This window comes from Solibacillus isronensis (genome assembly GCF_023715405.1).
GTDB classification, from domain to species: Bacteria; Bacillota; Bacilli; order Bacillales_A; family Planococcaceae; genus Solibacillus; species Solibacillus isronensis_B.
Window position 1 is genome coordinate 1902448 of sequence record NZ_JAMBOC010000001.1, and the last position, 19036, is coordinate 1921483.

A 19036-nucleotide genomic window follows, 5' to 3' on the forward strand; every position below is an offset into this window, starting at 1 on the left:
ATTTATTCATCTGTTTGATCAAAATACTTAGCTAAAGCAGCCAGTCTTGGATCCAATTTTGGTTCGTCAACTTCCTTAGCATTTTCTACATCTTCATCCGTTGAATAGTCCCAGCCTTTACCGCCTTGCACTTGTCCTTCGGTATTCTCTTTGAATACTTGCATCGGTACTTCCAGAAGAATTAATTCCTCCAGGACTGGTTTCATATCAACAACGTCACCATCAACATAATGGATTTCGCTCTCAACATCCCCGCGATTTCTTTCATCGGTCCAGCTGAAAACTTCTACCGTTTCAATGTTCACAGGATATTCAACATCTTCCCACGTGCGTGCACATGGAAGCGTCAACGTAGTGCTAATCGTTAATTGACAAGTCATTTGCGATGCACCAAAAGTACAAAGCCCTTTTACATGAACGGGTGAAACGTTACGTATATCGGTGTTACGATTTTTTACTTCATCCAACTGAACAACTGTATCAATCGGCATTCCGTCTTTTCGAAACTTTGATAATTGATGAATTGACCATTTCATTCGTTAATCACCTCGAGACAACACTGTTTATTATATAGCCCATAAAAAAAGATGTCAAGATAATTTCTTGTCACTATTACAAAACGTGCTTATAATCAAATTAATTCTAACATATTGCATAGATACATTCATTTCGAACGTATTGATGCGAACAAAAAACTATTTTAGCGTAAGGGGGAAGTTTATGCAAGCCGTCGGTATAGTTGTTGAATATAATCCATTTCACAATGGCCATCTGCATCACGTAAATGAAGCAAAACGCACAACCAACAGTGATGTTGCGGTTGCTGTTATGAGCGGTCAATTTTTACAGCGAGGAGAGCCCGCACTCGTCGACAAATGGCATCGGACAAAGATGGCACTCGCAAGCGGAGTTGACGTCGTAATCGAACTTCCTTATATTTTCAGCACTGCTCAGGCAACTGGTTTTGCTTCAGGTGCTGTACAACTATTGGAAGCAATGCAATGCACGACATTAGCATTTGGGAGCGAACAAGGAAGCATCACACCGTTTCTCAACACTTATCACTTAATTGAAAGTAACCGTACACTCTATAACTCCATTATTAAAGAAACAATTCAGCAAGGCAAAAGCTATCCGCAAGCTCTTTTTACGGCATATGAACAGCTTAAACAACTTTCCCCGAATGCATACATTGATTTAGGGCAACCAAATAATATACTAGGCTTCCATTACGTCGAAGCAATGGAGAAGCTACAGACGGTTATGAGACCTGCTACCATTCAGCGAATTGCTGCAGGATATCATGACGCGATAGATACAGACAGCGAAATTGCCAGCGCTACCGGGATACGTCAGGCATTGTTCAGCGGTAAGTCTCTCGAGCAGGTTACACAATATTTACCCGAGCCAAGTATTGGTCAACTTGGACAATGGCAGGCAGAACATGGTCGTTTTGCAAGCTGGGAAGGCTTTTGGCCGCTTTTACAGTATGCTATTTTAAGACATACCCCACAGCAGTTAAAACTGTATGCAGACGTATCAGAAGGGCTTGAAAACTCACTTATAAAATATGCAAGAACGAGTTCGGACTTTGAGGAATTTATGAACGCATTGAAATCGAAGCGCTATACATGGACAAGACTCCAGCGAATGCTGACACATATTTATACAGGCGTCACGAAAGAGCAGTTGCATGCCTATTCAAGCCCGACATATATTCGGATATTGGGCATGACATCTGCAGGGCAACAATATATTTCAAGTATTAAAAAGTGCCTTTCCCTGCCGCTCATCAGTCGAGTTGCAGCTGTCAGTGATCCTATATTGGCCATCGATCTGCATGCTACGCAAATGTACCAATTAGGCATACAGCAATTTTCAAATAAAAAAATAGACGAAGATTATAAAACTCCGCCTATTCGCTATTAATTTTTCGGTTGTAGTTGATTTAGATAATTCAGAGCATCGTCTATTGTTTTAACAGGAATGACTTTCATGTCGGAATCAATGGCTTTTGCTGTTTGGGCTGCCACCTCATAATTTGAAGTAATGCTTGGGTTATACTCAAGCATTTCTTTTGTAATTTCGTCATCCGGTGCAAAGAAAATATCAACGCCTTCCTTATCCGCAGAAACAACTTTTTTCTCAATACCGCCAATTCGACCTACCGTTCCATCCTCCAGCATTTCACCGGTACCTGCAATTTCATAGCCTTTTGTTAAATCTTCATCTATTAGCTGATTTAACAGCTCTAATGTAAACATTAATCCGGCAGACGGTCCGCCAATATCTTCTGTTTTGACGGTAACTTTCGGATCGGTTTTGATTGACTTACTTTCTGAATAGGTAATACCGATACCAATACGCCCTTCAGAACCGGGTATTTCTTTAATCTCCAGCGTTTCGTCAATAAGTTTATCCTCACGTTTTACAACTAGATTAATCGTATCTCCCTTTACTTTCGGCGTAATGAGAGTAAGAAACGTTTCCAAACTATCAATACGCTCATTATCCACTTCCACAATTTCATCTCCCGGCTTTAAATGTCCGTCTGCAGCACCATCTGCAAGCACATTCAATACATAGAGTCCTTTGTACGTCACTTGATAATCAAGCCCTGCGCGATTGAACGCTACATACGTTGCGTTAAACTGGGAGTCCGTCATATATTTCAATTGCCGAACATTATACTCTTCGTCATCCTCTTCCTCTTGGCGTACATCTGTTAATTTTACAATATCATAATAATCCGCAACAGCTGCCATTGCATAAGTTAACGGAGTTGCCTGCCCCATTGCAACGGTCGTCATATAAAATGAACCTTCATCGTCCCGGTCCCCATTTTGTATCGCCAAAAATTCGCTTACATTATATGTACCACCCGGTTTTGTAATATAATAATCCAACCTATAGAAAGACAAACCCATTAATATAATTAGAAACAGACCAAATGCTATTTTCCCTTTATTCCCCATTTTTTAGACTCCTCTATAATTAATCGATTTCGCATTGGCGTAATTGTATCAGGACTAATTTCTGTCAGCTACCAAATTATAAGACGGTTTTATGTCAAAATTCGTTCCTTAAAAATTACATGCCGATTAGTTGAAATACTAATTTAAACTTCAATTGCATACAATTAGTGTAGCATTTGAACGAGCGAATGACAAAATATTGAAAAGGATGAAAAATATTTGGACAATCCTTTTATGTATCACATTAATTAGTTTATTATTATTTTTCCCGGAAATGACACATGTAGGTGCAGACATTGGTGTATCGCTATTTATGGAAGCTTTATTTCCATATTTACTGCCGTATTTAGTATTGACAACATGGCTTTTAAAATTGACGCATTCTTATAATAATTCACCCTTTATCGTTTTTTTACAAACTTATGGAATTAGTGCAATCGGAGGGTATCCTACAGGTGCTGCTACAATTACGCAACTCGTGAAACGTAATTCAATCACAAAGCAGCAAGCCGCCTATTTGCTCGGCATTTGCCATTGTCCAAGCCCGCTTTTTTTATTCGGCTTTGTCGGAAGCGATTTATTAAACTCTACAACATTCAGCTGGCAATATTTAATTTTATTACATAGCTTTTCATTTATTTTACTGATTGCCGTATATAAATTTTCTCCTCCGCTTTCAAAAGAAGTGCATAGAACACCTAAAGACCCGACACCATTTACGTCAAGTATCAAGGAAAGTGCCCCTACAATATTAATTGTGGCAACAACGATCATTTTTTTTACGACGATTTACCAAGTGTTTCTACATAGTGTCGAAATGGTTTTTAAATCAATTCCTACCTATTTAGAAATTGGAATTGCCAGCTTTCTTGAAGTGACGAACGGGTTACATTTGCTTCACCAGCAACTATATGGCGACATGCTCATATTTTTCACTGTCGTATTTTTGACAACTCAGAGTTTAAGTATTCACCTGCAAGTAATCGTAATTGCCCGATCTGCCAATATTGCGATTCGGCCATATATTTTCACACGTGTTGTTTACAGCATCGTCATTCCAATATTATTTTTCCTGCTGTTTTTGTAGAATAAGTATTTTAATGAAGTCCGTTAATTACCGTTACGGCCAGACGCTTTGTTACGGGTACAGTTCCAGTGTGAATACAGAAAAGAGCTTCTGTGTAAGGGCGTTATCCTTCACAGAAGCTCTTCTTTATTTGGCAAATTTTTCGTTTAGTGCTTTTTCAACATGAGCTGGTACGAGTTCACTTACTTTTCCGCCGTATTTGGCTACTTCTTTAACGATGCTTGAACTTAAGAATGAATACTGATTTTTTGACATGATGAAAAATGTTTCAATATTTTCATCAAGCACTCGGTTCATCGAAGTAATCTGCATTTCATATTCAAAGTCGGAAACTGCGCGTAAACCACGTACAATGGCTTTCGCTTTCTTTTCACGGGCATAATCGATCAGCAGTCCCGAAGAAGTTTCGATTTGAATATTCGGCAAATCTTTTGTCACTTCTTTAATTAAGGCTGTTCGCTCTTCAATTGTAAACAATGGTTTTTTAGCTGAGTTATTTAATACTGCGACATATACTGTGTCAAAAACATCGGCTGCCCGACGAATGATATCAATATGACCATTCGTAATCGGATCAAAACTTCCAGGTACTACTGCGATTTTTTCTGTCAAACGGTTTCTCCCTCTTCCTCTTCATGACGATAAATTGAAATGATCGTACTGCCGTATTCTTCTTGTCTTACTAGGTTAAAGCGGCCGTAGTTTTCCGGCAATGTGACTTCAGTTGAATGTTCGCACATAATAATTGCGTCATCCGCCAGCTTCCCGCCTTCAACAAGTGTTTCGACTAAATCATAATATTCTTTTTTGTGATAAGGCGGATCCAGAAATAAATAGTCAATGACAATATCTCTTTTTAATAAAGCCTTCACCGCACGCGTCGCATCTGTCCGGAAAAGTTCAGATACATCCCCATAACGGCATTTTTTTATATTTTCCTGAAGCACTTGAAAAGCACGGGCATCTTTCTCGATAAACAGCGCATGATCTGCACCGCGACTTAGTGTTTCGATCCCTAGCCCGCCACTCCCGGCAAATAAATCAACCGCCAAACCACCATTAAAGAATGGCCCAATCATATTAAAAATGGATTCCTTTACTTTATCTGTTGTCGGTCGTGTTGTATTTCCTGTAATCGCCTTTAAAGGCATCCCTTTTCTATCTCCTGCAACAACGCGCATGATTTTCACCAAACTTTCCTACTACATCGTGTTCGTAATTTTTTTAAGGAGCCGAAATATTAATTCGGTCTTCCGTCTTTTCAATTTCAACTATAAACAAACGCTTTAACCATGATTCTTCAATGAAATATTGGCCCGCAACTTGTTTAACCGGTAAAGATGCCGTATCATAGCGTCGCTGATTAAATACATAAAAACCAGGTTCATTTGGGAATCTGAATTCACGCGTTTCACTTACTGCATAATACCCATGTTTTCCTATACTTACATCATAACCGATCGATTCCAGCAGCAAATCTGCCCCGTACAATACTTCGCCATCCTTTAATACAACTTGAACGGCAGGCTGCTTTTCCGAATTGACGTAAAGATTCCGTGAGTCATTATATAAAAACGGATAGGACTTTTCTGATTGTGCATTCATTGAAATATATTTCGTAGAAGCTCCCAATACTTCAGACAGCTCCTTGTCGAGCAGTTCTCCACTGATCTTTTTACCTTCCAATGCCCGTAAACGTTCTCGCCAATCCGTCAGTTGCACATCCGTTAGTTGGGCTGTAATTGTTGCAGTGACTTCTTTTGTTTTCTCGCCACCAAATACCGTACCCGTCAAAAATGATGCCATTAATTCTTTCAGCCAATACGGACTGTCACCAAAATCATAGGATTCTTCCAGTTGTGAAATCAGGACATTCCGCTGCACTTTCGCCACCGTTACATTAGGCACAAAAAGCATACGGAACCCATCGATCCCATCTATATTTGTACCGTTAATGATTGCAAGATGTTCATCGCTTAAAAAGTTGACTTTTTCAAGCTTTTCATAAAATGCTGTTTTTAATGGGGTTCTTGAATAAATGGAAACAACGCCCGCTTCATTTTGCAGCGCAAAGTCCCCATCTTGCCAAAACAGATCTTTCACCGCGCCTTCCCCACTAAACATTGAATAGTTGACAAGTGACAAATTTTGCTCACCGATTAACGGCAAACCTGTTACCCACTGCCCTTTCACTTCTTTTTCAGTGGAAATATGCACCGTAGAGAACTGAACATCACCGTTTTTTAATGTAGCAAAGACATTTTTCATAAGCTTACGAGACTGTAAGCCGTTCTTTAATGGAATGACATAGGAAATCGATTGTGCCCGTGTTTCTCCGGCTTCAAACTTATTGGAATCTTCACTTAAACGTGCACAGCTATGTTCATTTTCTATAAAACAATCAGGATTAATGGATGCTTTCGGCCATTCAATCGTCAGTTCCTCATTCGGCAAATTTTTGAAATGCTGGCGAATGTCCAAGCTTTCGCCATGATACACGATTTCAATTTCCTGAGAATAACGATAGCCTTTTTCAGTCGAGTCCACTTTATCCGAATAAACTTGGAACTGCATAAAAAGTATAGTTCCGATTAGTATCGTTAAAAATGAAAAAATACTAACGGCAATTTTCAAGTGCCTGACCTCCTGCATCATGTTACTATTATAAAGAAAGGATGTGCTAAAAAAATGATTCAACAATTTATCGAACTCGGTCAAGGCTATGGCGATATATATGAGCTTTGCGAACTGGTCAAAACAAATGAGCATCGATTCCATAACGCATTTATTTTCACTGCAACTCATGATGGCAATTCAGTCGCTTCAATAGCCGTGGCTTTTAAACCATCAGGTGAAAGCAAATTCATGCCAATATATATTTGCCGCGAAGGGATTCCATATAGCGAGGAAAAACTGTCAAAGCGAATTGAGATATTTAAACAAACGATTCAAGATGTTAAGCAGCAAGAAAACATTCTTGAAATTAAACACTCATCTGTTTTTTCGGAAAAAAATCAATATTATCAATACTTAATTGGTATTTTGAGATTAAATCGTTACATACCACCGATGCAATAAGTAAAAATTATAAACCTATTTTATAATCATACTCTTTTGCTTTATCCGGCTTTGCATTTTCAAATTCATTTTTAACAAATGGACGGTATGATTCAACAACGTCTTTCACAAATGGAAGGCGTTGTATTTTATTTTTCAATGTTTCGATCTCGTCTCGATTACAATAAATCACAACATATTTTAATCTCCTGGAGATGAAATTTACGTGACCATACTTTCTTAACGACTTCGCATGTTTTAATTGATGAACGTATATAATTAAACCTTGTCTTTCATTCATGGAAAACTCCCCGTTTCTTCATAAAAAAATTTATATTCAGCTAAATCATGCAACAAATTCCTGTAAATTTCCTCAGTTTCATGCCGTCTTTTTCACTAAAAGCATACCAAATGTGCAAATTGTTAGCAACAGAGTTTAGACAGTTCCACTTCTTTTCCGTTATAATGGAAAATAGTAGAGTGAGATATACACTTCATACTATTTTAAGCTTTCAAAACTCATTTATTGCACATAGCTTTCAACGAAACAATGTACGGTTAGAGGAGGACGAATTTAATGGGTAAGAAAACAAAAGTAGCTTTAGCAATCGCGGCGGCTAGTGCGGCGGCATGGGCAGGAACAAAAGCGATTTCAAAGCCGCAAAAACGTGAATCAAAAGAAGCATTACAATTTGAACGTCCAATTATTATCGCACAACATGGAGGCGCGGGTCTGGCACCTGAACATTCGTTACTTGCTTTTGAACGAGCAGCGGAAATCGGTGTGGATGGCTTTACAGTAAGTGTCCGCCTTTCAAAAGATGAAGAAATTATCGCTTTTCATGATGCAACGGTAGACCGCACAACAAATGGCTCTGGCTTTATTAAAGACTTTACATTTGAACAATTAAAAGAACTCAATATCGGCTATAACTTTGAAGATTTAGAAGGTGCTTTCCCATACAGAGAACAGCATATACTGGCCGTGACATTACGCCAATTAATCGAAACTTATCCGGATAAACTATTTATCGTAAACATTCAAGATAGCCCAGACACATATGAAGGTAGTTTAATGCCTTCTAAACTATGGCGATTAATCGAAGAATTGAATATTCAATTCCAGGTCATCGTTACAAGTCCGTATAGCGAACAAATCGACCGCTTCAACTTATATGCACAAAACCGTATCGCTCTTGGTGCCGGTGAAGGCGACATTAAAAAGGCGATGACTTCATTCACAAGTCAATTCGGTCATTTGTATCACCCAAAAGTAGATTTGTTCATCGTTCCATTAAAACAAGGTGTTTTCAATTATGATTCACCGCGCTTTGTCAAGTTTTTATCGGAACTTAATGTACCGACGATTTACAGCGACATTGATGATCTCGTAACAATGAACCGTGTCATCCGACAAGGGGCAATGGGAATCGTGACAAACCGTCCGGATATCGCAGAAGTACTCATTCAAAAAGTATCGCAATAACAAGAAAAGCTCCCGAAATTTCCGGGAGCTTTTTTATTACATTAAGCTGAACACGAACAACCGCCGCCTGTACCGCATCCGCTGCCACAAGAAGAGCTGCTTGCAAAAAACGGGTTGCTTACCGGAACTTTTACAGCTTCCGAAACAGAATGGCCGATGAGCAGGCTGATTTCATCAAGTAAATCCTGAAATTCATTCTCCGCCACCTTAAGTGCCGCAATTTGTTCATTCATATCGATCAGACGCTTTTCTGTTCGAATTTTTTTCATAATTATATTGTAATCAGGATGATATTTGCCAAAGCGTTGTACATCCTCATATTGGTCTTTTAATCGTTGAAAGGCCATAATTTGTGCGCTTAATTCCGCATCCTCGTAGACTGCCTTTTTCGCAAGACGAAGGTTTTCGGCTTGCTCAGAGGAAAGGATCATCGCATTTAATTCATCGACCTCATCTAAAATAAAAACCCAATCAGAAGTCATGAGCATTGTTTATTCCTCCAATCTCACTTTATCATAACAGAATTGAAGGGAAAATCAATGATTGTTCAACCGACGTTTTTCCAATTGCCTCACCATCTCCCGAACAAATACTAAATCGGAAAAGTATTTTTGTTTGTCTCCAATTTGCTGTGTTTTTTCATGACCTTTTCCTAGCAGTACGATTGTATCGCCTTCTTCCGCATAATTAAGTGCATGTTCAATCGCTTCTTTTCGGTTGAGACACTCAATATACTCCTGTGAAGAAGAAAAGCCTTCACGAATCTGCTTATTGATCTGTTGCGGACTTTCACTGCGCGCATTATCTGTCGTTAAAATAATATAATCCGCATATATCGATGCGATCATTCCCATTTTCGGTCGTTTTGCCTTGTCTCGGTTACCACCGCAGCTAAACATGACAATTAGCCTGCGCTTTGTATGTTTTTTTAATGTTTGCAAAATCATTTTCATCGCATCCGGTGTATGGGCATAATCGACAACGATCGATAAGCCTAACTGATTTTGCACATGCTCAAACCGCCCTTCAGGCAATTCTAAATTTCCGATTGCTTTGCATATGTTAATTAACGGAAAATCAAGCTGTGCCACACAGCTTATCGCTGCAAGCACATTGCTGCATTGATAGTCCCCCACTAACGGAATGTTCACTATATGCTTCTCTTTCTTATGCTGAATACAACAAGTTGTTGATGCTGGTCCGTCAACTAGCGTTTGGAAAAAGTAGTCGACATGGCTCCCCTTGCCGAAAAAAATACGCTTGCCTTTCGTCGCCAAACCTATGGAACGACAAACACTGTCATCACTGTTTATAATATTTTTTTTCGCCAAGGTCGATAAAATCTGTTTGGATAGTTTGTAGCGTTCAAAACTACCATGGTCTTCAATGTGATCTTCTGTCACATTCAAGAAAATACCGATATCAATATCACAATGATCCAGACGGTGCTTTTCCAGACCAATGGACGAAGCTTCCAGAACAACGTAAGGTACATCAAGACGGATTGCTTCTTTAAACAAAAATTGAATATTTTTCGCCTGTAATGTTGTCAATGCTTCCATTTCCGGATAACATTTTTCCTGGTCGATAAAAACACCGTTCGTACCGATTACCATAGTGCGCTTATCTAACTGGTTTAGAATTTGTCCGATAAAATGCGTAACAGTTGTTTTGCCGTTTGTGCCTGTTACCGCAATCACGGTCAATGCTTCTGCGGGGAAATTATAAATTTTTGCACTCGCATAGGCGATAAAACTCAAACAATTCGGTACCCAAATAATCGGTACAGGTAAATCGGCTTCATTAAAGTAATTTTCATCATCTACTACAATTGCTGCTGCGCCCTTCTCCAAAGCGCTATCAATATACGAAATACCACTCGACTTATTTCCCTTTCTGGCGATAAAAGCATCTCCAGGCAAAATAAGATTCGCATCGTCTTCCACTCGTTTTATTTCCACTCTAATGGAGCCCTTCATAGTGCACGGCCAATCTTTAATCAATTCTCCAATTTGCACGGTTTCACTCCTTACCATACTTTATGAAGACAAAAAAAAAACGCTACATATCGCAGCGTTTAATTTTTATTTATTTTTATTTTTGTTTCACATACAGCTGTGTATAGTAATTCATAAATGCTCCAGAACCGATATGCGTAAATTCTTCATCCGTAAGCAATGTGCGATGTTCTTTCGAGTTCATCCAGCCATGAATCACCTCAATGGCATCTTTATAATTTGTTGCCACATTGACACCATGCTGCTCATAGACCTGCCGCATTTCATTCAACTGGTCTTCAATCTTATATTCATCATCTGTCACTTGAGAATCCATCATCCCTATAAACATATGTTCACTATTATAATCCGCCAAGGAAGCGAGCGTATCAGACGGGAGTAAAGCAGGCAATCCAAATTGCACACGCAAGGAGTTTGCCAAATCCGTCAATTGTCTCCGGTTCGCCAAATTAATATCAATTTGCATATAGCTGGAAGGGGTACTTGCTTCAAAGAGCTCTCCTATAAATTGCATTTCATACGGCTTATGTAATACGAGTGTTTCCCCATCGAGGAAACGGACACTGTATAATTGATTCGTTTCGTGATCTATGTATAATTGCGCATACAGATTATCATATTTTACTAGAATGCGATCATGTAAATCTTGTTCATTCATTGCAAATATATAAATATTCTCCTCGAGTTCAACTGTTATTTCCTGCCCCAATACTGTCGTACGATAAATATCGTCCAATGGCTCACCGATTACAAACGGTGTGATATCAAATTCACCATTATTTGTATAAATCTGATTTACTCGATCTTCCTTCATACCGACCATTAACAGCCCATTGTCTGTCTCGTAAATCCACCATTCGTATCCATATTCCGTTGGATCGATTCGCTTCGGAGTACTATATTTTTCCAATACTTCCTTCGATGTTTTCCCTATTAGTGTAGAAATACCGGTAGCTGGTCGCGGAAGAAACTGTTCAGTCGGCATGGAAGGTTCCAGTTCGACTACAGGTTTCGTAATGCTTGGCGGGCCTTCCAATAATTCGGTTTGAGAGGATTCTTCATTTGAATAATAAAGAACAATCCCGATGCAAGTTGCAATAATTAATATGCGAAATAAAACTTTCATTAAAATCCTCCACCATTATTTTGGGTAGTATAATTATACCAATTTTGGACACTATGACACAATGTTGTCATTGCATCAATTACCATTTTGTTCTATTATTAGAATTGACCGTAAACTTATGTACGATAGGCAAAGGGAGGATAAAGAAATGTATTTTGAAAACACACAACTCGAACATGTTAAAGTTGATCAAGAAGTTTTAACGACAGTAATGGGCAAATTCGGTTTAGAGTGCCACGGTGCCTGGGACTATGACCGAATGACATTTGACCGCTGCTATGATGTACGTGAAGGTCGTTTTTATTTACGTGTTTTTTGTAATGCAGTATCGGGTGATGTAGGTGCACATAATGCAACTTTAAATATCAACAAACCTGCAATTGGAAAATACTATTATCCACACGGTGTTGAATACACAGATGAGGTATTCCCGGGACATCTTGTAAAAGAGTGTGAAAAAGTACTGGCAGATGTTCGCAGAGAGCTATCAGCATACGGTATTTAATCCCTTTAAAAGCTGGCAACCCAACCCAGCTTTTTTTATTTGCCAAAAAAGCTCCCTATATCTAAATATAGGAAGCCTTCAAATTTAAAATCCTAAAATTGCTTTAAAGACAGACGTCGTTTCGCCGCCTTCATAAATAACATAAAGCAGTGAATATACAATAACCCCAGTAATCGCTACGAAGAACCAAATAATACTTGTAATCGCACCAATTTTGCGGTGTAATTTCAGCTTTGATTTAAGACCAGAAATTATACTAGTCAGACCGAATACTGCCCCAACTGTTGCTAATGTAATATGGAAAACTAAAAAGACTGTGTAATATATTTTCAGCTCATCCGGTCCACCGAAGGCCGTATTACCAATGAACACAGTTCGTGATACATAAATGATAAAGAATGCCAGTGCCGAAACACCCGCTGCCAACATTACTTTTCTATGTGCTTCCACATTTTTCTTCGCGATCAATACCCAGCCAATTGCTACGAGCACTGCACTAAGGACAATAAACGTCGTGCTTATAGTGGGTAATATAGGTAAATTCATTTTCAAATCTCCATTCTTACTTAATCTATCAATATGAACAACATTACTATGTTGATTGCTCCATTTGTACACAGTTTAACATCTTATTAGTACTGTGTTCTATTTTGAAACTCTTTTAAAGCATTATCTGTAATTTCCTGCTGATTTGAACGCTCTGTATTCCACCACTTACGGAAAATTTTAAATAAGATAACGCCAAATATAATTTCCTGAATAATTTTCATCAATACTCCGCCAACCTGCTGATCGCTCAATAAATCCATACTTGAGAACAACTCCGGACCAGATAATGTAAGTCCTGATAATGTAGTGGAAGGAACACATAATTCCATCGCCTTCAGCCACATGTCACTATCACTGTATGTACCGTACATTGGGCTCGAAGCAAATATAATAAGCGCACAGGCTGGTGTTATTAACACTGCATTCGAGGCAATATACGCCAATTTAGTCATATTCTTCATTTCATGCTGTCCATCAACATTATTCAATAATGGCCAGTACATAAAAATAGCTGAAATAAACAAAATCGCTGTATAAGCCAGGTGGTATATTTCGTTTAATTTAATCGTGTCAAATACAGATGGTAAATGATATACCGAAAATAAGCCAATAAAGACGATAATCGAAACGAGCGGTTTTGTAAAAATTTTAAAAATTGTCCGCATAACAGGTGCTTCCACAACCACTTTCCAAACCCACCAAGGAATTCCTTTAATAAAGAATATCGGCACTAATAATAATAAAAATGCCATTTGCGTCATATGCATCGTAAACATAATATGACCAAGCAAATCAATTGGAGATCCTTTAATTATATAAAAAGAAATAATTCCCAGTACAAAATAAGCTGCTTCACTTTTCTTTAACGGTTCACTCAATTTAAACTTATCTCGCCATGTAACAGTCAGTAAAAAATAGAAAGCCGTTACAAATAGTAAACACCCGAATAAATATGGGCTCCATAATGCTTGAAAACCGAATATACTTATTGGCATATGACCATGCTCCTTTAAACATCAGTAATTTTATTATAGATGGCAATTTCTCCAACATCAATGAAAGAACTATGACAATTGCTTGAATCAAACATGTATTTTACATATAGGTTAGACCGTACATTATTTAATATGAAGCTAAGTCAACCTTTCCATCTAATTAAGAAGGTTAATTGTCATGGTGGGTGGACGCTTTCCGTGGGCATTGGGACTCGTCCCTATTAAGTGGATTTTCCGCTAGGCGCTTGTGTCTTTTGCTTTCGTCATAAATTTAAATTTGCTGATTCTCAGGAGTCTGCACCTTCCGCTCAAACTCCCAAATTTCTTATGTAACTATATAGCTCACTTTGCAAACATACCTATAAACAAAAAACGTCCCCAGCATTTGCTAAGGACGTCAATTGTTATGCGTTTAATTCCCCCACCAAATAATTGTCGTAAACGCCAGGAAGAACGTGAACGCGATGAAGGCTGCACTCCAGATGAAGAACTCAATTACACCAACCATATGTGTTGTGCGATCTTCCAAGTGCATAAAAGCATAAAGTTGCAGTACTACTTGTACTCCAGCCAATAATAAAATAATCGGAATGATAAATGTTGGAGCAAAGTCAGCCAGTACAGCGGCAAATGCGATAAAAGTCAGGAAAATCATGATCGCAAAGTTTACTACTTGTTTACGCATATGCGCTTTGGCATGTTCTCTGTCATATTCGAATTGTGCCTGAGTACGTACTTCTACATGAGTTTCGTGTCCCATTTTATCCAACCACTCCCATCAGATAGACTACTGTGAAAATGAATACCCATACAACGTCAATGAAGTGCCAATACAGTGAAGCTGCAAAGAACTTCGGTGCGTTGTATAGGTTCAATCCACGGCTACTATTGCGGATGATTAATCCCGTAATCCAAACTAAACCGATAATAACATGCAAACCGTGCATCCCTACGAGCGTAAAGAACGCAGAAGAGAACGCCGATTGTGTATAACCAAACCCGATGTGTATATAGTGCTGGAATTCATAGATTTCCAATGCAAGGAAGCCTAACCCTAATAAAACTGTAATCCCCATCCATGTACGAACACCGGAATAGTTAAAGTTTCTCATATGGTACATCGCATATACAGAAGTTAATGAAGATGTTAATAATAACATTGTCATTACAAACGCCAACGGTAATTCATAAAGTTCCTTTGCCGAGAATTCCATCCCTGCCGGACCGCTATCTTTAAGCGCGATATATGTAGCAAATACACTCGCGAATAATACTGTATCCGATGCCAGGAAAATCCAAAGTCCAACTAACTTGTTTTTCCCTTCTAAAGTAGCTTGTTCAGGGTGTTTCGGCCAAGTTTGTGGAGTAAATTTTTGATTAAGATCCATTACTTGTTACCCCCTTTATTACCTGTTGCACGGTAGTGAGCTAAATCCGCTTCCACCTGTTCAATTTCAGAAACTGTTACGTGGAATCCTAAATCGTCTTTGAACGATCGGATGATCATACATGCAATTGTTAATCCTAGACCACCAATAATCAATGCTAAAGAAATGGCAGGTGTTGTTCCTGTCGCTGTACCAGCCTGAACTTGATCTCCCCACGGGCTGTATAGAGCACCAAATGCGGCAATCATCATTCCGATTGACATAATAAATGGCAGAATTGAATTATTTGGCATATGGATTTCACCTAACGGCTCAGCATAAACCATACCTTCTTTGTTGCCTTCTTCTTTTTCAATCCAATAAGGATCATAACCACGAATTAGTGGTGTTTGTTTAAAGTTATAGAATGGCAGCGGTGTTTCAAGCGCCCACTCAAGTGAACGACCATCGCCCCAGTAATCACGGCGGTTAACCGGTTCTGATTTAATCGATAATATTGCATCAATTACTAATAATACTACCCCGATTCCCATCATAATAGCACCGATTGACGAGATAAAGTTGAATAAATCCCAACCTTGACCTTCCATGTAAGTGAATACACGACGTGGCATACCCATTAATCCTAAGAAATGCTGGATGAAGAACGTTAAGTGGAATCCGATAAAGAACATCCAGAAAGTAATCATTCCCAGTTTAGGATTTAATGCACGGTTAAACATAATTGGCCAGTAGAAATGCGCTGAACCGAATAAACCTGTTACGATACCACCTACGATTACGTAGTGGAAGTGCGCTACGATAAAGTATGAATCATGCAGCTGATAGTCAAGTGGGGCAGTTGCCTGCATTACCCCTGTAACCCCACCAGCAACGAATGAAGGAATAAATCCAAGTGCATACAGCATCGGTACCGTTACTTTAATCGAACCACCCCAAATTGTAAGGATCCAGTTGAAGACTTTCATCCCAGTCGGAACAGCGATCGCCATTGTAGCAACAGCGAAAATGGCGTTCGCAGTAGCACCTAAACCAACTGTGAACATGTGGTGGGCCCATACCATGAACCCTAAGAAACCGATTAAAATTGTAGCGAATACCATTGATGAGTATCCGAATAAACGTTTACGAGCGAAAACCGGAATAATTTCCGAGAATAAACCGAATGCCGGCAGTACTAAGATGTATACTTCAGGGTGACCGAAAATCCAGAATAAGTGCTCCCAAATAATTGTATTACCACCCATTGTATGATCAAAGAAGTTTGCCCCAAACATACGGTCAACTAACATTAAGAACAATCCGCCAGTAAGTGGAGGGAATGCGAATAAAATTAGTGAACTTGCTACTAAAGTCGTCCAAGTGAATAAAGGCATACGCATGAACGTCATACCAGGTGCTCGCATCGTAATGATTGTTACGATGAAGTTAATACCTGAAATTAACGTACCTGCACCCGAAATTTGCAGACCAAGAATATAGAAGTCAATACCGTGGCCCGGTGAATATAAAGATAATGATGCATAAGAAGTCCAACCTGCATCAGGTGCTCCACCTAAAAAGAATGAAAGGTGAAGGAATACTGCACCAATAAAGAATAGCCAAAATCCTAATGAGTTTAAGAACGGGAATGCAACGTCACGCGCTCCAATTTGAAGTGGTACGACCGCATTCATAAAGGCAAATATTATTGGTGTTGCTGCTAAGAATAGCATCGTTGTGCCGTGCATTGTTAATAGTTCGTTAAATAGGCCTGCAGAAATGAATGTACTTTCAGGGAACATTAATTGGATACGCATCAGTAACGCTTCAAATCCTGCAATTGCGAAGAACAGAGTACCGGCTGCTAAATACATGATTGCGATCTTTTTATGATCGACCGTTGTTAAATAGTCCCATACATGTGCTCCAAAGCCCTTTTTCTGTGTAACAGAGCTCACACCTTTAACCTCCTTCAATGTTTCTCTCTAATGTAAATATTACTTTTCAACTGATAATGACATTAAATAGTCAGCGATTGCTTGTGCTTCCTCTTCTGTCACAAGTTTATCCGGCATCGTATTTCCTGGTTTGTATTTAGAAGGTTCATAAATCCAGTCTGCCGTATTTTCTACTGTATGTTCCATGTAACCAGCAACACGGTTACGGTCGCCGAAAGTTGTTAAGTTAGGACCTAATCCATTGCCTGCAACTCCGGACACTGCGTGACATCCTAAGCAAGAGTTGGCAAATGTTGCTTCACCTAAATTAGATGACTCTTTATCTGCTGTGGCACCTTCAGTAGCCTGCATTGCTGTAACCCATGCGTTGAATGCTTCCGGCTCAAGTGCTTTTACTTTGAAGTCCATTAAAGCATGTGAAGGACCGCATAACTCCGCACATTTACCATAGAATACGCCTTCACCATCGTTTAAACCGGCTGATTCTCTATCAAACTGTAAATAGAATTTGTTAATGCCATCAACGTTTGTATCCATCTTTCCGCCAATAGCCGGAATCCAGAATGAGTGCTTTACATCAGATGCGATTAAGTTGAAGTATACTTTTTCATCAGTTGGAACAACCAGTTCCTGTGCTGTAATAATTCCTTGGTTTGGATATTCAAATTCCCACCAGTATAACTTTGCCGTAACATTTACTGTAAGTGCAGTATTGTTACCGCTTTCGTCTACTTCGTCCATTGCAGCAACATTCGAAAATTTATACGTATAGTGCAGCGTTGGAACAGCTAAGACTAATAATAAAATAATTGGAATAACTGTCCAAATCACCTCTAAAGTATGGCTGCCTTCCACTTGCTTCGGCATATGGTCTTCGCCAACTTTTGAACGGCGGAATTTAAAGAAAGCAACTAAATAAATTGTCGATACGACAATAACGACTAATGCCATAATAGCTATGGATAAATATAAGATGTTTAATTGCTCTTTACCGACTTGACCAGATGGACGAAGCGTCGAGATATACTCTTCACCACATGCTGAAAGGAATACTGTCATTACTGTTAATAACGAGAATAAACGCCATTTTTTAAGCCCTTTCATCATAGCTTAATAAACCCCTCTTTCTTTGTTGTATTTTCATGTGTAACCATGACTGCGGTTATGTCTATGTGAATTCTTGTACAGTGCAATACTGTACTGGAAAGAATCCCGATCTTTTAGCCGCCCACTACTTGCTGCTTCCCTTTATACTCAAATATTGTTTAGTCTCCTGTTCTTCTAATCGTGTTAAGTCAAATACAGATTCGATTGGAAAAATTCTAATATATTTGAGTAAAGTTTCACTTAAATGATACGGTTCAGAAATTTATAAGTCCTCACATGCTGACAGCAGTCACTGCTATCGGTTACAAAAATCCGCTTACGCAATAAGTAGGATTTTGAAATTACTGAGACATTTTTACTTATATCCCATTTTACTGCTAAATTCTAGTTTATACTATTTTGCTAGAAAAATAAGCAAAATATCTAGAAAACTTCGATTCTTCTTTAAGTCTTCAGTAATGTGAAGTACAGATTCCTATCTTTATAAGTGCAAGAAAACTTAAAGAGTAATTGTGCTAAAAATATCTATAGTTCGACGGGGTTTTGGCAAAAAGGTCCAATAACTTACTTCTCCTTTCAAATTTGTAAGCATATTCCGTTACCATAACTATATCTAAATTTGGATAGGATTTCTAGACGTTTCATGAAATTTCAAACTACTTCACGACAAACTTGACGAAACATGCAGAAATCTTTATCAACAACTATATAGTAATGTATTTTTTGCCAATATTTGTGAATGCAAGAAGACGAATTTATGAACAATTTGTGAAAAAATGGTTGCGTTTACAACCGAATCCCTA

At 38.7% G+C, this 19036-nt stretch carries 20 protein-coding genes; 5 read left to right on the top strand and 15 right to left on the bottom strand.

Features of this window, described 5'->3' with window-relative positions:
* Positions 1-2: 2 nt before the first annotated feature.
* The gene (locus M3166_RS09660) at positions 3-536 is read right to left on the bottom strand and encodes a YceD family protein (protein WP_014824552.1); all 534 of its coding nucleotides are present in this window, start codon (positions 534-536) and stop codon (positions 3-5) included.
* Between the two features lie 184 nt (positions 537-720).
* On the opposite strand from M3166_RS09660, the gene M3166_RS09665 reads away from it, so the two are divergent.
* The gene (locus M3166_RS09665; RefSeq protein ID WP_251689523.1) at positions 721-1929 is read left to right on the top strand and encodes a nucleotidyltransferase; all 1209 of its coding nucleotides are present in this window, start codon (positions 721-723) and stop codon (positions 1927-1929) included.
* On the opposite strand, the gene M3166_RS09670 is transcribed toward M3166_RS09665, so the two are convergent.
* Complete coding sequence (locus M3166_RS09670) at positions 1926-2975, bottom strand: SepM family pheromone-processing serine protease (protein ID WP_251689525.1); 1050 nt, start codon at positions 2973-2975, stop codon at positions 1926-1928. The genes M3166_RS09665 and M3166_RS09670 overlap by 4 nt on opposite strands.
* 208 nt (positions 2976-3183) lie before the next feature.
* Here M3166_RS09670 and M3166_RS09675 point away from each other — a divergent pair, with 208 nt between their 5' ends.
* Entirely contained in the window at positions 3184-4062 is an 879-nt protein-coding gene (locus M3166_RS09675) for a hypothetical protein (protein WP_251690040.1), read from the top strand.
* A 126-nt stretch (positions 4063-4188) separates the two neighbouring features.
* On the opposite strand, the gene coaD is transcribed toward M3166_RS09675, so the two are convergent.
* Genes coaD through M3166_RS09690 form a run of 3 tightly spaced genes read right to left on the bottom strand, consistent with a single transcriptional unit; the run spans position 4189 to position 6696 of the window.
* A complete protein-coding gene (gene coaD / locus M3166_RS09680) occupies positions 4189-4674 on the bottom strand; it encodes a pantetheine-phosphate adenylyltransferase (RefSeq protein ID WP_251689527.1) in 486 nt (161 codons plus the stop codon).
* A complete protein-coding gene (rsmD, locus tag M3166_RS09685; protein WP_251690041.1) occupies positions 4671-5243 on the bottom strand; it encodes a 16S rRNA (guanine(966)-N(2))-methyltransferase RsmD in 573 nt (190 codons plus the stop codon). Before rsmD ends, coaD begins: the two co-directional genes overlap by 4 nt.
* A 43-nt stretch (positions 5244-5286) precedes the next feature.
* Positions 5287-6696: an RNA polymerase II gene (locus M3166_RS09690; protein ID WP_251689529.1), complete on the bottom strand. Its 1410-nt coding sequence runs from the start codon at positions 6694-6696 to the stop codon at positions 5287-5289.
* Between the two features lie 54 nt (positions 6697-6750).
* Here M3166_RS09690 and M3166_RS09695 point away from each other — a divergent pair, with 54 nt between their 5' ends.
* On the top strand, positions 6751-7140 hold the full coding sequence (locus M3166_RS09695; RefSeq protein WP_251689531.1) for a DUF7147 family protein: 390 nt from the start codon (positions 6751-6753) through the stop codon (positions 7138-7140).
* A gap of 7 nt (positions 7141-7147) precedes the next feature.
* Here the strand turns inward: M3166_RS09695 and M3166_RS09700 are convergent, their stop codons facing one another.
* A complete protein-coding gene (locus M3166_RS09700; protein ID WP_008403430.1) occupies positions 7148-7420 on the bottom strand; it encodes a YlbG family protein in 273 nt (90 codons plus the stop codon).
* A gap of 276 nt (positions 7421-7696) precedes the next feature.
* Between M3166_RS09700 and M3166_RS09705 the strand changes: the two genes are divergently transcribed.
* Positions 7697-8605: a glycerophosphodiester phosphodiesterase family protein gene (locus M3166_RS09705; protein ID WP_251689533.1), complete on the top strand. Its 909-nt coding sequence runs from the start codon at positions 7697-7699 to the stop codon at positions 8603-8605.
* 41 nt (positions 8606-8646) lie between these two features.
* On the opposite strand, the gene M3166_RS09710 is transcribed toward M3166_RS09705, so the two are convergent.
* From M3166_RS09710 to M3166_RS09720, 3 genes are read right to left on the bottom strand one after another with little or no spacing between them, the layout of a single operon-like run.
* Entirely contained in the window at positions 8647-9093 is a 447-nt protein-coding gene (locus M3166_RS09710; protein ID WP_251689535.1) for a YlbF family regulator, read from the bottom strand.
* Positions 9094-9141: 48 nt separating this feature from the next.
* Positions 9142-10641 carry a UDP-N-acetylmuramoyl-L-alanyl-D-glutamate--2,6-diaminopimelate ligase gene (locus M3166_RS09715; RefSeq protein WP_285848812.1) on the bottom strand — a complete coding sequence of 500 codons (1500 nt, stop codon included), beginning with the start codon at positions 10639-10641 and terminating at the stop codon, positions 9142-9144.
* Positions 10642-10699: 58 nt separating this feature from the next.
* A complete protein-coding gene (locus M3166_RS09720) occupies positions 10700-11749 on the bottom strand; it encodes a CAP domain-containing protein (RefSeq protein ID WP_251689538.1) in 1050 nt (349 codons plus the stop codon).
* A 148-nt stretch (positions 11750-11897) separates the two neighbouring features.
* Here M3166_RS09720 and M3166_RS09725 point away from each other — a divergent pair, with 148 nt between their 5' ends.
* The gene (locus M3166_RS09725) at positions 11898-12254 is read left to right on the top strand and encodes a YugN family protein (protein ID WP_008403436.1); all 357 of its coding nucleotides are present in this window, start codon (positions 11898-11900) and stop codon (positions 12252-12254) included.
* Positions 12255-12338: 84 nt separating this feature from the next.
* On the opposite strand, the gene M3166_RS09730 is transcribed toward M3166_RS09725, so the two are convergent.
* The 6 genes from M3166_RS09730 to coxB form a co-directional block, all read right to left on the bottom strand.
* Complete coding sequence (locus M3166_RS09730) at positions 12339-12800, bottom strand: DUF420 domain-containing protein (protein ID WP_251689541.1); 462 nt, start codon at positions 12798-12800, stop codon at positions 12339-12341.
* An 86-nt stretch (positions 12801-12886) separates the two neighbouring features.
* Positions 12887-13798 carry a cytochrome c oxidase assembly factor CtaG gene (gene ctaG / locus M3166_RS09735; RefSeq protein ID WP_251689543.1) on the bottom strand — a complete coding sequence of 304 codons (912 nt, stop codon included), beginning with the start codon at positions 13796-13798 and terminating at the stop codon, positions 12887-12889.
* 412 nt (positions 13799-14210) lie between these two features.
* Entirely contained in the window at positions 14211-14558 is a 348-nt protein-coding gene (locus M3166_RS09740; RefSeq protein WP_251689544.1) for a cytochrome C oxidase subunit IV family protein, read from the bottom strand.
* A gap of 1 nt (position 14559) precedes the next feature.
* On the bottom strand, positions 14560-15186 hold the full coding sequence (locus M3166_RS09745; RefSeq protein WP_251689546.1) for a cytochrome (ubi)quinol oxidase subunit III: 627 nt from the start codon (positions 15184-15186) through the stop codon (positions 14560-14562).
* A complete protein-coding gene (locus M3166_RS09750) occupies positions 15186-17126 on the bottom strand; it encodes a cytochrome c oxidase subunit I (RefSeq protein ID WP_251689548.1) in 1941 nt (646 codons plus the stop codon). The genes M3166_RS09745 and M3166_RS09750 overlap by 1 nt, the downstream gene beginning before the upstream one ends.
* Before the next feature lie 39 nt (positions 17127-17165).
* Positions 17166-18233, bottom strand: a complete 1068-nt coding sequence (gene coxB / locus M3166_RS09755) for a cytochrome c oxidase subunit II (RefSeq protein WP_251689550.1) — start codon at positions 18231-18233, stop codon at positions 17166-17168.
* Between the last annotated feature and the right edge of the window lie 803 nt (positions 18234-19036).

What these genes read in the sequence shown, in the direction of transcription:
- M3166_RS09720 (WP_251689538.1), bottom strand. Translation starts at nt 11,749, where the DNA reads ATGAAAGTTTTATTTCGCATATTAATTATTGCAACTTGCATCGGGATT.
- M3166_RS09700 (WP_008403430.1), bottom strand. Translation starts at nt 7,420, where the DNA reads ATGAATGAAAGACAAGGTTTAATTATATACGTTCATCAATTAAAACAT.
- ctaG (WP_251689543.1), bottom strand. Translation starts at nt 13,798, where the DNA reads ATGCCAATAAGTATATTCGGTTTTCAAGCATTATGGAGCCCATATTTA.
- M3166_RS09725 (WP_008403436.1), top strand. Translation starts at nt 11,898, where the DNA reads ATGTATTTTGAAAACACACAACTCGAACATGTTAAAGTTGATCAAGAA.
- M3166_RS09660 (WP_014824552.1), bottom strand. Translation starts at nt 536, where the DNA reads ATGAAATGGTCAATTCATCAATTATCAAAGTTTCGAAAAGACGGAATG.
- M3166_RS09705 (WP_251689533.1), top strand. Translation starts at nt 7,697, where the DNA reads ATGGGTAAGAAAACAAAAGTAGCTTTAGCAATCGCGGCGGCTAGTGCG.
- M3166_RS09740 (WP_251689544.1), bottom strand. Translation starts at nt 14,558, where the DNA reads ATGGGACACGAAACTCATGTAGAAGTACGTACTCAGGCACAATTCGAA.
- M3166_RS09745 (WP_251689546.1), bottom strand. Translation starts at nt 15,186, where the DNA reads ATGGATCTTAATCAAAAATTTACTCCACAAACTTGGCCGAAACACCCT.
- rsmD (WP_251690041.1), bottom strand. Translation starts at nt 5,243, where the DNA reads ATGCGCGTTGTTGCAGGAGATAGAAAAGGGATGCCTTTAAAGGCGATT.
- M3166_RS09730 (WP_251689541.1), bottom strand. Translation starts at nt 12,800, where the DNA reads ATGAATTTACCTATATTACCCACTATAAGCACGACGTTTATTGTCCTT.
- coxB (WP_251689550.1), bottom strand. Translation starts at nt 18,233, where the DNA reads ATGATGAAAGGGCTTAAAAAATGGCGTTTATTCTCGTTATTAACAGTA.
- M3166_RS09665 (WP_251689523.1), top strand. Translation starts at nt 721, where the DNA reads ATGCAAGCCGTCGGTATAGTTGTTGAATATAATCCATTTCACAATGGC.
- M3166_RS09670 (WP_251689525.1), bottom strand. Translation starts at nt 2,975, where the DNA reads ATGGGGAATAAAGGGAAAATAGCATTTGGTCTGTTTCTAATTATATTA.
- M3166_RS09675 (WP_251690040.1), top strand. Translation starts at nt 3,184, where the DNA reads ATGAAAAATATTTGGACAATCCTTTTATGTATCACATTAATTAGTTTA.
- M3166_RS09710 (WP_251689535.1), bottom strand. Translation starts at nt 9,093, where the DNA reads ATGCTCATGACTTCTGATTGGGTTTTTATTTTAGATGAGGTCGATGAA.
- M3166_RS09695 (WP_251689531.1), top strand. Translation starts at nt 6,751, where the DNA reads ATGATTCAACAATTTATCGAACTCGGTCAAGGCTATGGCGATATATAT.
- M3166_RS09715 (WP_285848812.1), bottom strand. Translation starts at nt 10,641, where the DNA reads ATGGTAAGGAGTGAAACCGTGCAAATTGGAGAATTGATTAAAGATTGG.